We start from the raw sequence: 15,576 nt of genomic DNA, 5'->3' as shown, positions 1-15,576 counted from the left end.
CCCGCTATTGCGTCTTTCTATCAAATTGATTAATTAATCTGGTACTCTGGACCCGATTTCGGGTTATTGGACTTGTGAAATTTAATTATGGGAGTTGGACTATGAAAGTAAGGCTGAATCGTATCTGCTTCGCACTTCTCCTGTCAATTTTCATCATCGGATTCGCGGTGATTTCGAGGGCCGGTATCGGGCCGTTTGAAATCAGCAACAAGGATAAAACCGCCACCATGAAAATCCAGTTCACCGCCCAGTTGCGGATGGAATATTTCAACAAGGATATGGGCGGCAGCAAGGAACGAGAGGACAAACTGACCATGGAGGCGCGCCGCATCCGGTTAAGCCTCAGTGGTGTCCTGGGCACGCCCAATCTGTCATATGGCTCGCAGTTGAGTTTTGCCCCCAATTCACTGGAACTGATGGATATTTATGGCAATTACTCTTATTGCCCCTGCTCGCAGTTCCGCTTCGGGCAATTCAAGGTCCCCTTCACCGAGTATCGGCAGGAGTCCTTCGGAAATCTGGTCATGGCCGACTGGTCGATTTTGACCAAATATTTCGGCGCCGAGCGGCAGATGGGTTTCGCGGTGCATAACGGCTACCGCGATGTCGAAGGGTGGGGCTATGTATTAGGTGTCTTCACCGGCGTCAACGCGCGCGCTTCGCATGGCATCGGCGTGCCGATGATCTATGGCGAAGAGCGCCCCAACCCGTCCGATCTGGCCGACCCCGGCTCGAAAGCGGAGTTCCATCCGGAGCTGTTTGCCAAAGGGACTTACTATTATAAGCCGGAAAATTCCGAATTGAATGTCAAAGCCGCTTTCAGCGGCGCCTGGGATATCGAACCGGCCGACTATCAGGATTTCTCCATCAGGCTGGCCCCTGAATTAGTGATGGATTATAACAGATTCAAGTTCAACGGTATCGGCTATCTCGGCTTTGTCGATTTTCTCGATCCCGAAATCACGAGACTGAGCGTCACCGGACTCCTGCTTGAACTGACCGTCAAAGTGAATGAGCGTATCGACCTTTCCGCCCGCTATTCGCGTCTGGACATCAGGGACTACATTCTTGATGATGCCCACAACCGGGCCGACAGTATTATTGCCGCGGCCAGTGCCTATTATTATGAATATCCAATCGGCCTCGGCCCCGATTATATCGAAAGTATCCAGAAACAGTACGGCTCGGTCGGTAAGCTGGATTCCGAAGATGAATATACGGTCGGCATGGTTTATAAATTAATCGGTCATCAGCTCAAGATACAGAATGATTTCACGTGGACGCGGCATGGTTATGTCAGGAACGACAGCCGCAAGGACGTCTCCATCCGCTCCCAGTTCCAGTTGGTATTCTGAGCAGGGCATATAAGACATACGCCCGTTCTCGCCACCGATGATTTCTTGTGGGGGCCGACCCGCGTGTCAGCCCGCGTTTATATAACAAGGTCGGACACATGGGTCCGACCCTACGGTCAACTTACATTTTCGCGATCACCTCGGCGGCGTCGATTTTACCCCAATAATACCCCATCTGCTCGCTCATATTTCTGGCGCGGTCGGCCTCATTTTGGGCAAATTTCTTACGTTCTTCAATTGGCTTTTCATTGTCGGCCAGGTGCGCCCAGGCCAGCGCAATGCGAATATCGGCTTCATATATCCGGTAGCCGCCATCGGTGGCATAACCGAGCACTTCATTGAGATCACTGAATGCCGCATTCGCATCCTTCATGAATTTCCCATACCACCTGCCGCGGGCAAGAAGAGCTTCGATAAGAACAGTCCTATTGGAAATACTCCGGGCAATGCGCATCGCTTCATCATAATGCTTGCGGGCCGAAACATGTTTCCCGCTGTCAGCATCAAGATCGCCAAGCACTCTATGGCATTTACTTGAATCATCCTGCCAATGATATTCTTCGCATATTTTTAGATTATCTTCAGTAATCAATTTGGAATATTAAATATCGCCGGTTTTGAGGAGATATTCGGCATGCTGGATACCACGAAGGCTGTATAGATATTGACTAGCTGGATCGATTTCTTTTTCGAGTTTCTCAGCCTTTTTAAACAATTCCCCGGCTTTTTTTATATCGCCATTTAGATGGGCGACCCATCCCAAAGAGGTCAGCGAAACGCGCTTTTCCCCTTCATCCTCGGCGCGGCGGGCATATTCAAGCGCCTGCTTCGCCGCTTTTTCGGCTTCTTTCAGAGAGCCAAGATGGCAATGTAGTTCAGATAAGTTTTGAAAATCGGTACTGCCAAACCGCCAAGCCTTCAGTATATCCACATCAATTTTATTTCCTCTATCATAAAAAGAAACCGCTTCGGCCAGCCGCCCGAGACACATCAGGCATAGGCCAGACTCGTTTAATATCCAGCCTTTGCCGGAAGGTTCGCTGACCAGCGGTTCACCGGTGGTGTCACGATCCGCAAAAAATTCCAGCATCAAATCCCATACCGTATCCCATGCGGAAAGCTTCCGGGAAATGACAAATTCAACATTCCTAAAAAGTTGATTCCAGACAATATTAAATGCCTCATCATAGGCTCCCGCTTTGCAGAGATGGTGGACGACTTCGATAAATGGTTTCAGGTCTTCAAGAGTAGGATAGCGCGGCGCGTCACCGGCAGTGGCAAGATAATAATCCTTGATTTGCCTGTGAATCTCTATTGCTTCTTTGTTTTCTTCTATTCCTCCCTTTACCAATATAGCACTGTAATGTCTGCGAATAAGAGGATGAGTGGTGTAATGTCTTTCGCGGGCGTCATAGCGGAGAATACGATATTTTTTAAGGAGCTCAAGCATTGCCCCGAATTCTGTATTATTCAGTCTTGTTATAGGCGCATTTATGGCGGTCTTGCCGGTTGCGGTTCGAAATACTTTGGGGAAAGCTTCCTCTTTGACCGGGGTGCGGAAGACGCTGAATATAATCATAAAGGCGCGTTCGGCCTCGGTCAGATGCTCGTCATAGCGGCGCAGAACCCGATGCACCCGCTCATAACGCGGTTCATCCGCTGTCGGCGGTTCAATTTTATCGGCTTTGTGAATATCGCCGTCATATTTTTCCGCCAAATATGTTCCGATAAGGCTCAAGGTAAGAGCGTGGCCGTCCCACTCGCGGACAATCTTATCGAGTTCGGCCTCCGTGCCGTTTTTTACACCATATCTGCGCAGCAAATCCCGGCCGTCGCTTTCACTCATCCGCATGACATCACGATTGGAATAAGTGTTATATTCAATCAGATCGAATAACGGCGCCCGGCTGGTGACAAGGCAAAATGAATCATGCCCCGGTCCGGCGAAAAAGTGCAGAAAATCTCTCAAGTCACGGCTGCGCAGAAGGCCGTATTTGTCCCCGTCCTGCTCCTGAAGCACTTCCAGCCCGTCCAGTACAAAAATATATTTGCTTCTGGACAGCATGGCGGCAATGAAGTGCGCTTTGGCCGTCGAAGAAGGCAGTTCTGAAGCTTTTATAGTCCCGCCACTGATATACTCAAGCGCCGCCTCGAAAAACTCATCCACTCCGGGCCGGTCATAAAATCCCCACCAGAAAACACCATCCGGTTTGGGGCAGTCGGGCATACCTTCGAGCATGTTGTCCAGCCACCTTCGCGCCAGACTGCTTTTGCCCTCACCGCCGAACCCGATCAGCCCGGTCATATGTATTTTCTGACTCAGACAATCTTCGGTAATCTGCCCGAGCAACTCCGCCCGCCCGACCCATTCATCCAGCGAAGTCGGCGCGTTGTTGAGAATGACGGCCTCTTTCGGTTTCCCGGCTGTCCTCACTTTTTCCTGATCGGTCTTCGGCTCCGGGGCCGGGAGTTTTGCTACTTTATTCTCGAGTGTATAATTGAATGGATTGAATGTGAGCACATAATTATCAACCGCATAACCAATATCATCCTTGACCGCGCTCTTTGGAAAATAGCGTGCCGAAATAATACCAACGACCGCATTTAGTTCATCATCCAGGACCGCGGCGCCGCTCATACCGCGATCAATCTGCCTTGAGCTTAATTGAACCGGGTCAACCTGCAATTTTTTAATATGAGTGGTCTCCACAGAACCCAGTATTATGCCGTGGGCCCATGTGGACGGGTGCTCCCCGGTAGGGCTATAGCCGTAACTGCGAAATTTATGCCCCTCGGAATTTTCGGCACCTCCAAGTTTTGCGATTTTTTCCGAACCCAGCGGCATGAGGCCGTCGCACAGTTCCAATTCGACAATATCATCCTCGAATTCGGTTAAAAGGGTACTCACTCTGGCCCGACGAGATTCCGGGATTTGTGGAAAATATATCCCGATTTCTTTACCGTCGGCATCGCATGGTTTTACGCCCAATACAGCTTCAACAACATGCTCACAGGTAATAATTTTACCTTTTTCCGATACGGCGATACCGGTACCCACGATTCGGTCGTCTTCGATTCGCCTTATCTGGACAGTGAAGTTACGAATATTCTGAAGAACCGGCTCTTCTTTGCTCACTTTTTGTCCTTTCGATCCCAGACCAATTTTACATTGATATGGCTCTCGACTCCGGCTTTTGTTATAACCGGCCCGAATTCCCAATCAAGCTTGATGCCAAATTCGACCTCGACCTGAGAAAATTCCACAGGAATCTTATCATGCAACTGGCCGATTCGCTGGGCCATAGTCTGGATTGCATTCATGGCTCTTTCCAGACCTATAGCCGATTTTTCTTTGAATTCTTCGGTTTTGGTTGCAAAAATACTGAACAGTCCAACATTTTGGACATCAGATCCGGTTGTAAACTCAAATAACACCGGAGTATCATCTTCGATCTTAAATTCGGGCATGTGAAAGCCCTCCCGTTAAAGATTATATTCCAGCACAAGGATTCAAAGCGGCCTCAAAACGGCCGCTATATTCTTACTGTCAGTTAATTGGAAAATCGAATCCCGACAGCCTGTTATATATTTAATATAAAAAAGCCGGTTTGCAACGTCAATATGCCAAAATGGATAAGTTTATATAAAAAAAAGGCGGAAGTTCGGGGTGGAAAGCATGCCGGTTTTTGACTTAAGTCAGAATTACTATATTAAATACGGGTGAATATGAAATTATTGAGTCCGGGCAGGCACTTTTTTCTAATTCAAAAAATAACGCCGTTTATCAAAAACGGCGCCATTAAAATCAATACTTACTCTTTAACCAGAAGCACACTAACGGCTTTGATAATAACCCTGACCGTGTCGCCTTCCTTGATGCCCAGATCGTCGAGCGACTCCACGGTTATCACGGAACTCATCCGCGCCCCTTCAGGGATGGTGAATTTAACCTGGCTCATCACCATGCCTCTTTTGATCTCGGTGACCTTGCCTGAGTCGATTGCCATAACGGATTTTGAACCATAAGTGTAGTAAAAGAATTCCGATGCGGGCGAAAGTGAAGGTAGGGCCAGGATTAATAATAGCAATAATCCTCCGGCCAGTCGGGAAACCATACACATACCTCCTATGTAAAGTGTTGCCTCCTACAAATCCGTCCAATATAGGAGTGTGGCAGTTGCCTATGGCCTGGGAGTGCTCTGATCTTTATTTTCTGGAGATGTCTGAATCAATGATGCGGACCCCGATAACAGGATCATCCTGTTATCCCCATGCCACCGCTTTCTTTGGCGTTTTTGCAATCGGTGGCGCCGAAAAAGAGTCAAATGATTTTCACCACAACCGACAATTCAATATATCTAATCCGCTTCGCTGATCATAATCGGATTGACGGATATAGTTGTCGAGTGAGCCACGGCCGGATTTAAATACTGAACCGGAGCCCTGTCTGAAATTCGTATACCGACCGCCGGCCAATTAATGGTGAAAGCGTCGGAACCATCATAATACTCAGTTGCCCGGACATACAACATCCCACCGTCAGGCGTAATAACCATTTGATCCGGCTGAAAATAAGACATGCTGTCAATGTCATGAACCCCGACAAAGGAATTTATCACATTTTGGCTGATATCATAGATGTCGATCCTGTTTTCATCTGGAGAAACAGTATAAGCGGCAATGGCGCCAAGAAAAATCCTGTTGCCGTCGGGATGCTCTACAAGGTGACTGTAATAATGATCTGTATGTATTCCTTTGATAAAACTCAAATCATCAGAGCCGAAAACGACGATATCCTTCTTGCCTGACATATTGGTCGCAATCAGAATGATATGTTCGTTCCGATAATCGACCAGCGATGATGTCGGGAAAACCGGTTGGCCGTCAAATGAAATCGGGGCGGCGGTTTCCGATACTGACCCGGGATTGGTAAAGTCCAGAACAAAGATGGTGTCCTTACTTTCACAAAAATAGAAAAGCTTATTACCGGCGGTCATAAATCCGCCATCAATCGGCCAATTTGAACCGGGTTCAAAAACAATGTCATGGACTAAATTCAGACTGGGGAAATCAAACAGCATGAATCCCGCCCCAGTTATTAATAACCGGCTTTTATCCGGACCTAAAACCGGTTTAATGCCGGTCCATCCAATATATTTGGACAGGGTATCTCCTGTGAATTGATTAACCACCCAAGCCATCTCATTTCGCTGCTCCGGCGGAACGGCGTAGCCCCCGACATAAATCGCCATCGCCCCATCATCGGTAAATTCCATTGAATAATAGTAGCAATTTGATAACGTCGTGTCGATTACCTGCCCATTTTTTGAACTGAAAGTCAACTCAATCATCGGTGATTCACCGCCGCCTCCGGCGGGGAAATAAATTAATCCGTACTCGGGGATTGTGTTTTTATCCGGGTTGGTGACATTTTCGCTGCATGTGAAGAAAGTCAATGATGCCATCAAAAACAGCCATAACACCCTTGAATTCCTGGCCGTTGAAGACATATAACTCCTCATGAACCTTTACACCTGAGCGGGCAATGCGGCTCATTTATTTCAAATTCATTTTGAATTCTTGATCAGGTTGAATGTCTAATGCAACATCCATGATTCTTTGAACCCGGTTATGCTCAGGTAAGGATGTAATTTTCAAAGAGGTCTGACCTCGAAGAACCAATTTAATCAATAATATTTTTTTCAAAAGTCAAGATAATTTTATATCTTAATGTAAAAACTCTTGTCCATATTAATCCCATCTCTATTTTCGGCCGAAAACCTCATTGATATTAGTTCTTAAAAACAAATGTTAATCTCTCACATGTGAAAGAAAAATCTCTTATTATGCCAATTATTGCAATCTTGAAGTCGACCAGAGCCATCCATTATATGAGGCCTGTTTTAATATATCCCTTCATTACAAAAATATCATCACTTACACATTGATGTTGGTGCGGTCGTAATGCGCTGTGCTACAACGACTTCCGCTTCGTTAACACTTCCGCCACAGCCTCCCGAACAGCCCTCAATTCAATTATCGGACTGCATTTCTACAATCTCCTTAATAATTTTGCACTTCTCATTCATGCCTTGTCGGATCAATCGCTATCAAACTCGCCACAGGATTTTCCGGTTTTATCCGATTTATTAGCTGGCGCGATGCGACGCTTATACCAAGAGCGGTAAATTCGGATGTTATCGTCATGCCGCCGGTATATAAACCTGAACGAAAATAAATCATCCCGCCATCGGGCGTTATGACCATCTGCTGCGGCTGGAAGGCAGTTTCCCCCTCGATGTCATGAACGCCAAGGAATGAAGTAAATTGACCTGAGCCTATATTATAGATATCCACCCGATTTCTGGATTCATCATCCAATAGGCTCCAATAACAACTGAGAAAGACTCGATTCCCGTCGGGATGAATCTCGATATCCCGGTACCACCAATCGGCGTGGGCGCCCTCTATAAAACCCAGATTGTCGGAATCTAAAATCATAATGTCGGTAGTACCCGCCGGATCGCCTTCAATAAAAACAAGTTTTTTCCCGGAAGCATGCAACGCCGCATTGCTGGGATAAAAAGGATTTCCATTCATTCTTAATGGTATGGCCGTCTCGACAATCAAAGCAGCGTTGCTGAAATCGATGGTATAAAGAGTATCTCTGTTGTCATAAAAATAATAGGCTTTGCCGGGTGAGGTCAAAAAGCCTCCGCCGGTCGCCTGGTTTGAAGCCGGCGTATAAATTGGAACGAGTGCCGGAAAACTGTAAAGTCGAAAAGCTTCGCCCGTTGACAACACATAATCCTCGCCCGGCGCCAGCACCAGCCGCTCACCCGGGCAATCCCCACTGGAAAACAATGTCTCTCCTGTAAGATTATTATTGATCCAAATGGCACATTCCTGGTTGGTTGGTGGTACTGATAAAACTCCAGAGTAAATTACCATGCTGCCGTCAGAAATAAATTTCATATCATTAATGTAATATGGTGTCAGGCACGTATCCAGGACCACACCTGTCCTTGTAGAGTAAGTCAATGATAAATAAGGACTTGCGCCGCCACCGCCGCCCGGGAAATAGATCAGATCATAGTCTGATGCCGAAGCAGGGATTGGTTCGATGCTGTTATTACTGCAAGTAAGAATGATCAATGGTGCCATTAATAACAGCCATACATAATACCTTTTTCTGGCTGTTGAAGACATGCAACTCCTCTTTAAACGCCGTAGTAAATTGGCTCCGGCGAGTCAGATCTCTATTGGTGAATTTTATTCTTCAGATTCAGGATCATCCGTGATTGATCATCCTTATTATGATAATTTTGGTTATCAAAATGGGGCATTCTGTCAAGTTGCATATCAAAGTTGGCCCGACAACCTTTAAAACTTAACTATCAAGCCATTATTTGTCAAGCGCTTTTTTAACTTAAAATATGAATAATACTCCATTATATATTATATTTGTCGTCAAAATCGTCATTTTGTTTATAGTAATTTTTATACTAAGCTGTCAATGAAAATCTTTGTCAAAAATTGGCATATTTTTGCAGAAGATAATCCGGGATGCGGCCCGGCTCCACGGTGGCAAATTCCTTAATTTAAACACAATATTGCAAATGTCTGGCAAATACCGTCTTTCCCTGGTTATCAGGTAGTAATGATAATTACCCCTGAAAATTTCGGCCGGCGGGAATAAATACCCGCCCGGCATAACTTTCGAAATTTCTTGTCAGCAAAATGTTTGCAGTAATCACTTCCCGTGCTTGAAACGCAAATCGGCGGCCAGTTCCTTGATTTCCTGTAAATCCCGCACCATCTCGCTCCATCCGTACCACAGAGCATAATCCGGGTTGGCATGGAACACGCCCTGGAAAGCACGCATACGGTGCTTGAGATGCATCTCGAACAGGGTCTGCTCGATGATGGTCGGGGCGTCATGGAACGTGAGCAGGTCCGGGAACGGATAGGCATAACTCTCCGGTTTGGCCAGGGTGCCGTCCTGATACAACCCCGCAATGATGCGGATGCCTTCGGCCAGCAGATGATCCGCCGCTTTGATCATGTCGTCACCCTTTTTGATTTCGCCGACGGCAAAATTCTTCGAATGACACTTCGAACAGACGTCGATAATTTTATTGCGTTCGCGATCGAATGATTCCTGGTCGAGCCGGGCCACATCGGCCGCCTTCACCACATCCAGCCGCTCGGTCGGGTTGCCGTCCATGTCGAGAACACCAAGCGCCTGAAGAATCGTAATCTGGTCGGCTTTCCATTCCGGATCCTCGGGAAGCGGCAGCCGCACCGCCAGAAATCCCCACGGTGTCCTCACTTCGTGATTGCCGTCAACCATGTGGCAGGTCTGGCATGTGGGCGCAACTGTTTCTTCATGCAACGTGCCGTTCTGCTTGAGAAGATACCTGACACCATGCTTTGATGATGAGTACATCTCCCACTGCGGATGATCGAAACCCATGTGGCAGGTCTGGCAGGCCTGCGGCTGCTGGGCTTCCTTGACCGAGAAAGTGTGCCGCGTATGGCAGGCATCGCACGAAGCGGTCCCAAAGCCATGCCCCTGTTCTTTCAGTACCTTGATTTCATCTTCCGTCTTCAGGCCCAGCTTGTGACATCCGCCGCAACCCTTCATCCCATCGCTGAGGGCATAGGGAAGCATGTGCGTGGTCGGCATCGCTTTCATCGATGCCCAGGCCGCGGCATGCTTGCCCTTGCTGAACTGTGCCACCTGGGTGTCATGGCAGTCGGCGCAGACGGTCGGTGTCGGAATATCGGCTTTGGCGAAATCGGCGGCGGTTTGATGCCCCTCGCCGTGACAGGTCGAACAGCCGATTTCATTTTCGCTGTGTTTGCTGAACTGCCAGTCCTTGACGATGTTCGGAGTGACCTCCTTATGGCAGTCGACACAGGTCGTGGCGGGCGATGAGGCCGCGATAAAAATCACCCCCAGCAGAGCCATTAGCATTTTACGCATACTCTCCTCCTGAGTTTGTATCTGTTAAGTATATGGCTTTCAACAAAAAATTGTCTTGGAAATGATAGCATTTTTTATGGTCCCGCTCTTTGACTTAAGTCAAAATTACTACATTAAATACGGGTGAATATGAAATTATTGAGTCCAAGTCAGCACTTTTTTCTAATTCAAAAAATAACGCCGTTTATCGAAAACGGCGCCATTAAAATCAATACTTACTCTTTAACCAGAAGCACACTAATGGCTTTGATAATAACCCTGACCGTGTCGCCTTCCTTGATGCCCAGATCGTCGAGCGACTCGACGGTTATCACGGAACTCATCCGCGCCCCTTCAGGGATGGTGAATTTAACCTGGCTCATCACCATGCCTCTTTTGATCTCGGTGACCTTGCCGACCAACTGGTTACGGGCTCCATATTTCATGACAAGCCTCCTGATTTGATAATTATTATAACGGCTGAGATAATTCAGAAAACCATTCTTTATAAATATACTCCAAAAGCGGTCAATCGGGCAAGTATTTCAAGGGCCCATTTTTTTGGCTGCTAAATATTGACAGATCGGGCGGTTTTACACATATTATATCAGATTGGACCCTGAGCCGGTTCGGTAGGCCCGGGCTAAAACAATCCATCCGTTCCGATCCCGGGCATTTTGATTCAATGAAGTTCACTTAATTGGTTATGCCGGAGGTGCGGCAATGCAGCTTAACTGGATCAAGTACAACAGCGGTAAATGGTGCCCGTTGAATTCGCTTGATTTGCGCAGCCCTCACTTCGACGACTTTGAAGGTGTCTACATAATCTGGCACGGGGGCAAAAAGCCGGCAGTTGTCAGGGTCGGTCAGGGGAATATCCGCGACCGTCTGACCCACCACAAAAACGACTGGGAAATACAAGCCTACAAGGAACTGGGGCTGTACGTGACCTGGGCGAAAGCGGCGAAGGAGCATCGCGACGGTATCGAAGTGTACCTGTCCAAAAAGCTGAAGCCGATGGTCCGGCGGCATATCACCACCGCCAAAGAAATTACGGTCAATCTGCCCTGGGTGAAAACCGATCAAACCGTCAATGCCTGATTCTATTTTATAACCGCCCTTACAATATACTCCGGCACGAATTCAATAGCCGCATCATCACTTTCATCGGTAATATTTTCGCCGGTCGAAACCACCACCATATTCAACTCAGGAATTACAAAAATAAATTGATCCGCGTATCCCCAGCAAATCTTGATATCATCCGGCGCGGGAATATGACCGGGGACATTTTCCAGCGGCATCATCCACCACTGGTAACCATAACTGAAAGTACTGTTGATCCGTACATGATTATGCGTCGAAGCGGCCACCCAATCAGCCGGGACAACCTGCTTTTTGTTCCATTTGCCGCCGTCAAGGTACATCTGCCCGAAACGCGCCATATCTCTTGGCCGCAGCCATAATCCCCAGCCCGTATTGGTCAAATCCTGCGCACCGGCTTCCCATTGGTAATTCTCGATTCCAAGCGGTTTCATCAAAACCTCATCGGCAAATTCCTGTGCCTGCATACCGATCTGATTGCGCAGTATCCCCGAGAGCACCATCGTCGCCCCGGTGTTGTACCGAAACCTGGTTCCCGGTGGCTCCACCATCGGCTGATCGAGAACATATTTCACCCAGTCAGCACTGTTTCTTATCTGGTAAATGGAATTGCGGGAATCATCGAACGGATAGGTGAATTCATCCCAATGCGTTCCCATCCGCATCGTCAGAATGTTCCGGAGAACGATGGCTTCCTTGTCGGCATCCAGATTGGCATAACTGTCGTACTCCGGGAAAAAACTCAGGACATTATGATCGAGGCTGTCGACATATCCCTGCTCCATGGCGATTCCGACCAGTGCCGATGTAAAACTTTTGGTGACCGAGTAGATTCGGTGCAATCGGTTGACATCATAGCCGCGGTAATATCTTTCGAAGACAAGAAACCCGTTACGGATAACCAGCAGACTGTGAATCTCGCCATATTCCCCGGCGAGTATTTTGTCATCAAGACCCGAAAGAATAACGATATCCAGACCCTGGGATCGCGGCGACGCCACCTTCCAATCGCCGGCTGTTTTTTCGCCGGAGTTGACACCGCAGAAGATACTTAACAGCAGGATAATTATCAGGGGGAGATCGGTGAATCTGCGGATCCTGCATTTTTTCATTAAAAAAATCATATTATTTACCGCCTCGGCTGCCCGTTATATCTGACGTATTGAACGAATCGTTTGTTTTAGCCTTTTAATGGATGGACAAGTCAGCCACTGCAATTAACATGACCATAATATCTATTTTCGTTCAAATAGGCGCCTTAAAAAACGTAGAACCGTTGGAGAGTGTCGTTGTTTCTGACCTGATCATTTTAGCAGGAGGGGTGTCATGAAAACCAGTATTATCTTTACCGGTTCCGGCCCCATTCTTATAATCACCAGCTATGCTTCGCTGACCGATCCCGGTCTGGTCGAAAAACTGGAATCAAAGGGGATCAAGAAATTCATCGCCTGTGAACTGGACCAGGAACTGGTTCGATCGAAATACGGGGCGCATTTTACGGCGGTTATGAATGATGTCAAACAGACCGATGACTTACGGGTGCTGGATTACAACGGGCACAATGTCTTCTACAATTTCTCGTTTTCCGAGATGGGTGAGCCGGTTTACTATGAACCGGAGTATGTCTAATTAAATAATTACCATTGACGGGCCGCTTCACAATTACGGGAGCGGCTCGATTTTTTACTGTCTTGCATTAAATAATTCCCGCCTTTATATTCAATCCCTGATATGACACTATCGGAGGCGGATTGGACATTCTGGTTCTCGTCATTTTCTGTTTTGTCTATCTGGGGATGATTCTGGGAAGAATCCCCGGACTGGCGCTCGACCGCACGGGGCTGGCGCTTCTGGGCGCCATCGGCCTGGTTATCGCCGGAAGGGTCAGCCTGACTCATTTTGCCGCCGCCGTCGATATGCCGACCATCATGCTATTGTTCGGCCTGATGGTCATCTCGGCCCAATTCCGGTTGAGCGGCTTTTATTCACATCTAATCCGCCATATCGCCAAAACAGAACTATCCCCTCCGACACTTCTGGCTCTCATTATCGGCGCCGTCGGTCTTCTCTCGGCGGTTCTGGCTAATGATATCGTCTGTCTGGCGGTAGCGCCGGTGCTGATCGAGGCCTGCGATCGGCGGCAGCTCGATCCCAAACCATTTCTGTTGGCACTGGCCTGTGCCGCCAATGTCGGCTCGGCCGCGACCTTGATCGGCAATCCACAGAACATTCTTATCGGGCAGATACTGCATCTGTCTTTTTCAGGCTATTTGTGGGATGCGTTAATTCCTTCGGTGCTCGGGCTGGCGCTAGTCTGGCTTATAATCAATCGCTTTACCGCCGGGAAATGGCATCTGGTAAGAAAAACCCGGCCGGTCGAATCGCCGCCGCATAGTAACTGGCAGACTTCCAAAGGGTTGATAATTGTTATGATTCTGGTGGTCATGTTTCTGGCATCACCATGGCCGCGCGAAATTATTGCCCTGGCCGCCGCGGGAATTCTTCTATGCTCGCGCCGCATGCGTTCGCGCGAGATGCTCGGTCTGGTTGACTGGCAGTTGCTGGTGCTGTTTATATCCCTGTTTGTGGTGAATTATGCTTTCAGCGCCGCGGGTTACCTCGACGGTCTGAAAAATACTCTTGTATCGGGCGGGGTCAATCCCGACCATCCGGCTGCCCTTTTCGGAATAAGCGTAGTCCTTTCCAACATCGTTTCCAATGTTCCGGCCGTCATGCTGTTACTGCCGACATCCCATCACCTGATGGCTGGATCGGTCCTGGCGCTGTCATCGACTCTGGCCGGCAACCTTTTCATTGTCGGCTCGATTGCCAACATAATCGTGATTGATCAGGCTTCCCGGCTCGGTATCCACATAAGCTGGCGCGAGCACGCGCGAATCGGCATCCCGGTCACTCTGGCCACCCTGGCCGTGGCCGGAGTCTGGCTCTGGATAAGAATGTTATGACCATTGACTCGCTATATCGACAAAGGTTATTGACAAAATCAATTGTTTTCATATCTTAGACCGGTATGAAATTTACAGTTGCACTACTGCTCTCTCTTTGCCTGTTTTCGCTTCTCACTGTCTCGTTAATGGCGCAGACGGCCGATGTAAGCACGGTTCCGACCGACCGGATGGTTGACGAGCAGGCCGATGAAGAACCGGGCGTGGCCTATTTCCTGTTCAACGGTAAATATCTTCTGTTTCTAATAATGGCTCTGGTGGGGCTGGCGCTTCTTCTGGGCCGCTGGATTAACCGCTGGGTGCGGATTGGCATGATGGCGGTCGCGTTTGTCCTGTTCGGCCTGGAGCTTTTCTATCCGCTGCATCCCAGCCCGATGTGCGGTATTATCAACCTGTTCATGTTCAAATTTCTCTACGGGGCCTTTTTTGCCGGCTTTATCGCCCTTTTTCTGGCTATTTTTATCCCCAGCCTGATCGGAAGGAAACTGTTTTGCGGGTGGGTTTGCCCGCTCGGGGCACTCCAGGAGCTGATCAACAAGATTCCGCATAAATTCAAATATAAGCAGTTCAATTTTACCGCTTTCAATACGGTTCGGATGAGCCTTCTGGTGCTGTTCGTTTTAACCTTTTTCGCCGTCAAGGACCAGATCACCCTTCTGGCCGAGAATGTCGGCGGCGATATCACCGCCGAGATCTGGACCGCCTTTTCGGCTTTCAGTCTCTATGACTCGATCAACTTTTTCGAACTGTTGCACTGGAATATCAACGCGTCCTGGATTATCATGTTCGCCATTCTGGTGCTTGCCAGTCTGATATTATACCGCCCGTTCTGCTACCTGATATGCCCGATCGGCGCCCTGACCTGGCTGGCGGAGAAAATCGCTCCCGGACGGGTGCGGGTCGATCATGAAGCCTGCACGCTGTGCATGACCTGTGTTGACGCCTCCCCCTGTCCGACCATCGCGCGGCTGATCGATGAGACCACCAAAGCGGCCCCGGACTGCACCTCCTGCGGCGAATGTCTCAAAGCCTGCGACCAGGACGCCATCAAGTTCGGGTTCAAGAAATAATCAACATATAAAAACTTGTAGATACCGTCTTAACTGTCAAGGGCATAGTTAGGATTAAAGGGTAAATTGTTTTTCAACATTGCCCGGATCATCATCAGTAGTTTTTTCATAAC

Annotated in this window: 14 protein-coding genes; 5 read left to right on the top strand and 9 right to left on the bottom strand. The window is 48.3% G+C overall.

Annotation, left to right across the window (positions count from 1 at the left end; genetic code table 11):
• The first annotated feature begins 101 nt into the window (after positions 1 to 101).
• Positions 102 to 1,355, top strand: a complete 1,254-nt coding sequence (locus tag CVT49_12425; protein ID PKK82678.1) for a hypothetical protein — start codon at positions 102 to 104, stop codon at positions 1,353 to 1,355.
• A 121-nt stretch (positions 1,356 to 1,476) separates the two neighbouring features.
• Here CVT49_12425 and CVT49_12420 read toward each other — a convergent pair whose 3' ends face one another.
• The 8 genes from CVT49_12420 to CVT49_12385 all read right to left on the bottom strand — a co-directional run bounded on the left by CVT49_12420 (position 1,477) and on the right by CVT49_12385 (position 10,769).
• The gene (locus CVT49_12420; GenBank protein PKK82677.1) at positions 1,477 to 1,875 is read right to left on the bottom strand and encodes a hypothetical protein; all 399 of its coding nucleotides are present in this window, start codon (positions 1,873 to 1,875) and stop codon (positions 1,477 to 1,479) included.
• Between the two features lie 81 nt (positions 1,876 to 1,956).
• The gene (locus CVT49_12415) at positions 1,957 to 4,575 is read right to left on the bottom strand and encodes a serine protease (protein ID PKK82676.1); all 2,619 of its coding nucleotides are present in this window, start codon (positions 4,573 to 4,575) and stop codon (positions 1,957 to 1,959) included.
• A 592-nt stretch (positions 4,576 to 5,167) separates the two neighbouring features.
• Positions 5,168 to 5,476 carry a hypothetical protein gene (locus CVT49_12410; protein ID PKK82675.1) on the bottom strand — a complete coding sequence of 103 codons (309 nt, stop codon included), beginning with the start codon at positions 5,474 to 5,476 and terminating at the stop codon, positions 5,168 to 5,170.
• 237 nt (positions 5,477 to 5,713) lie between these two features.
• The gene (locus CVT49_12405; GenBank protein ID PKK82674.1) at positions 5,714 to 6,865 is read right to left on the bottom strand and encodes a hypothetical protein; all 1,152 of its coding nucleotides are present in this window, start codon (positions 6,863 to 6,865) and stop codon (positions 5,714 to 5,716) included.
• A gap of 571 nt (positions 6,866 to 7,436) precedes the next feature.
• On the bottom strand, positions 7,437 to 8,219 hold the full coding sequence (locus CVT49_12400; GenBank protein PKK82673.1) for a hypothetical protein: 783 nt from the start codon (positions 8,217 to 8,219) through the stop codon (positions 7,437 to 7,439).
• A 649-nt stretch (positions 8,220 to 8,868) separates the two neighbouring features.
• Complete coding sequence (locus CVT49_12395; protein PKK82672.1) at positions 8,869 to 9,069, bottom strand: hypothetical protein; 201 nt, start codon at positions 9,067 to 9,069, stop codon at positions 8,869 to 8,871.
• 39 nt (positions 9,070 to 9,108) lie between these two features.
• On the bottom strand, positions 9,109 to 10,344 hold the full coding sequence (locus CVT49_12390) for a cytochrome C (protein PKK82671.1): 1,236 nt from the start codon (positions 10,342 to 10,344) through the stop codon (positions 9,109 to 9,111).
• A gap of 215 nt (positions 10,345 to 10,559) precedes the next feature.
• On the bottom strand, positions 10,560 to 10,769 hold the full coding sequence (locus tag CVT49_12385) for a molybdenum-binding protein (protein ID PKK82670.1): 210 nt from the start codon (positions 10,767 to 10,769) through the stop codon (positions 10,560 to 10,562).
• A gap of 277 nt (positions 10,770 to 11,046) precedes the next feature.
• Between CVT49_12385 and CVT49_12380 the strand changes: the two genes are divergently transcribed.
• The gene (locus CVT49_12380; protein PKK82669.1) at positions 11,047 to 11,424 is read left to right on the top strand and encodes a hypothetical protein; all 378 of its coding nucleotides are present in this window, start codon (positions 11,047 to 11,049) and stop codon (positions 11,422 to 11,424) included.
• Between the two features lie 2 nt (positions 11,425 to 11,426).
• Here CVT49_12380 and CVT49_12375 read toward each other — a convergent pair whose 3' ends face one another.
• Positions 11,427 to 12,551: a hypothetical protein gene (locus tag CVT49_12375; protein ID PKK82668.1), complete on the bottom strand. Its 1,125-nt coding sequence runs from the start codon at positions 12,549 to 12,551 to the stop codon at positions 11,427 to 11,429.
• Between the two features lie 202 nt (positions 12,552 to 12,753).
• On the opposite strand from CVT49_12375, the gene CVT49_12370 reads away from it, so the two are divergent.
• The 3 genes from CVT49_12370 (at position 12,754) to CVT49_12360 (ending at position 15,463) form a co-directional block, all read left to right on the top strand.
• A complete protein-coding gene (locus CVT49_12370) occupies positions 12,754 to 13,056 on the top strand; it encodes a hypothetical protein (GenBank protein ID PKK82667.1) in 303 nt (100 codons plus the stop codon).
• Positions 13,057 to 13,178: 122 nt separating this feature from the next.
• Positions 13,179 to 14,393, top strand: a complete 1,215-nt coding sequence (locus tag CVT49_12365; protein PKK82666.1) for an anion transporter — start codon at positions 13,179 to 13,181, stop codon at positions 14,391 to 14,393.
• Between the two features lie 65 nt (positions 14,394 to 14,458).
• Positions 14,459 to 15,463, top strand: a complete 1,005-nt coding sequence (locus tag CVT49_12360; GenBank protein PKK82665.1) for a hypothetical protein — start codon at positions 14,459 to 14,461, stop codon at positions 15,461 to 15,463.
• Positions 15,464 to 15,576: the final 113 nt, after the last annotated feature.

It is taken from the genome of candidate division Zixibacteria bacterium HGW-Zixibacteria-1 (assembly GCA_002838945.1).
Classification (GTDB): Bacteria; Zixibacteria; MSB-5A5; order GN15; family PGXB01; genus PGXB01.
This window is presented reverse-complemented; position numbering and strand designations above follow the sequence as displayed.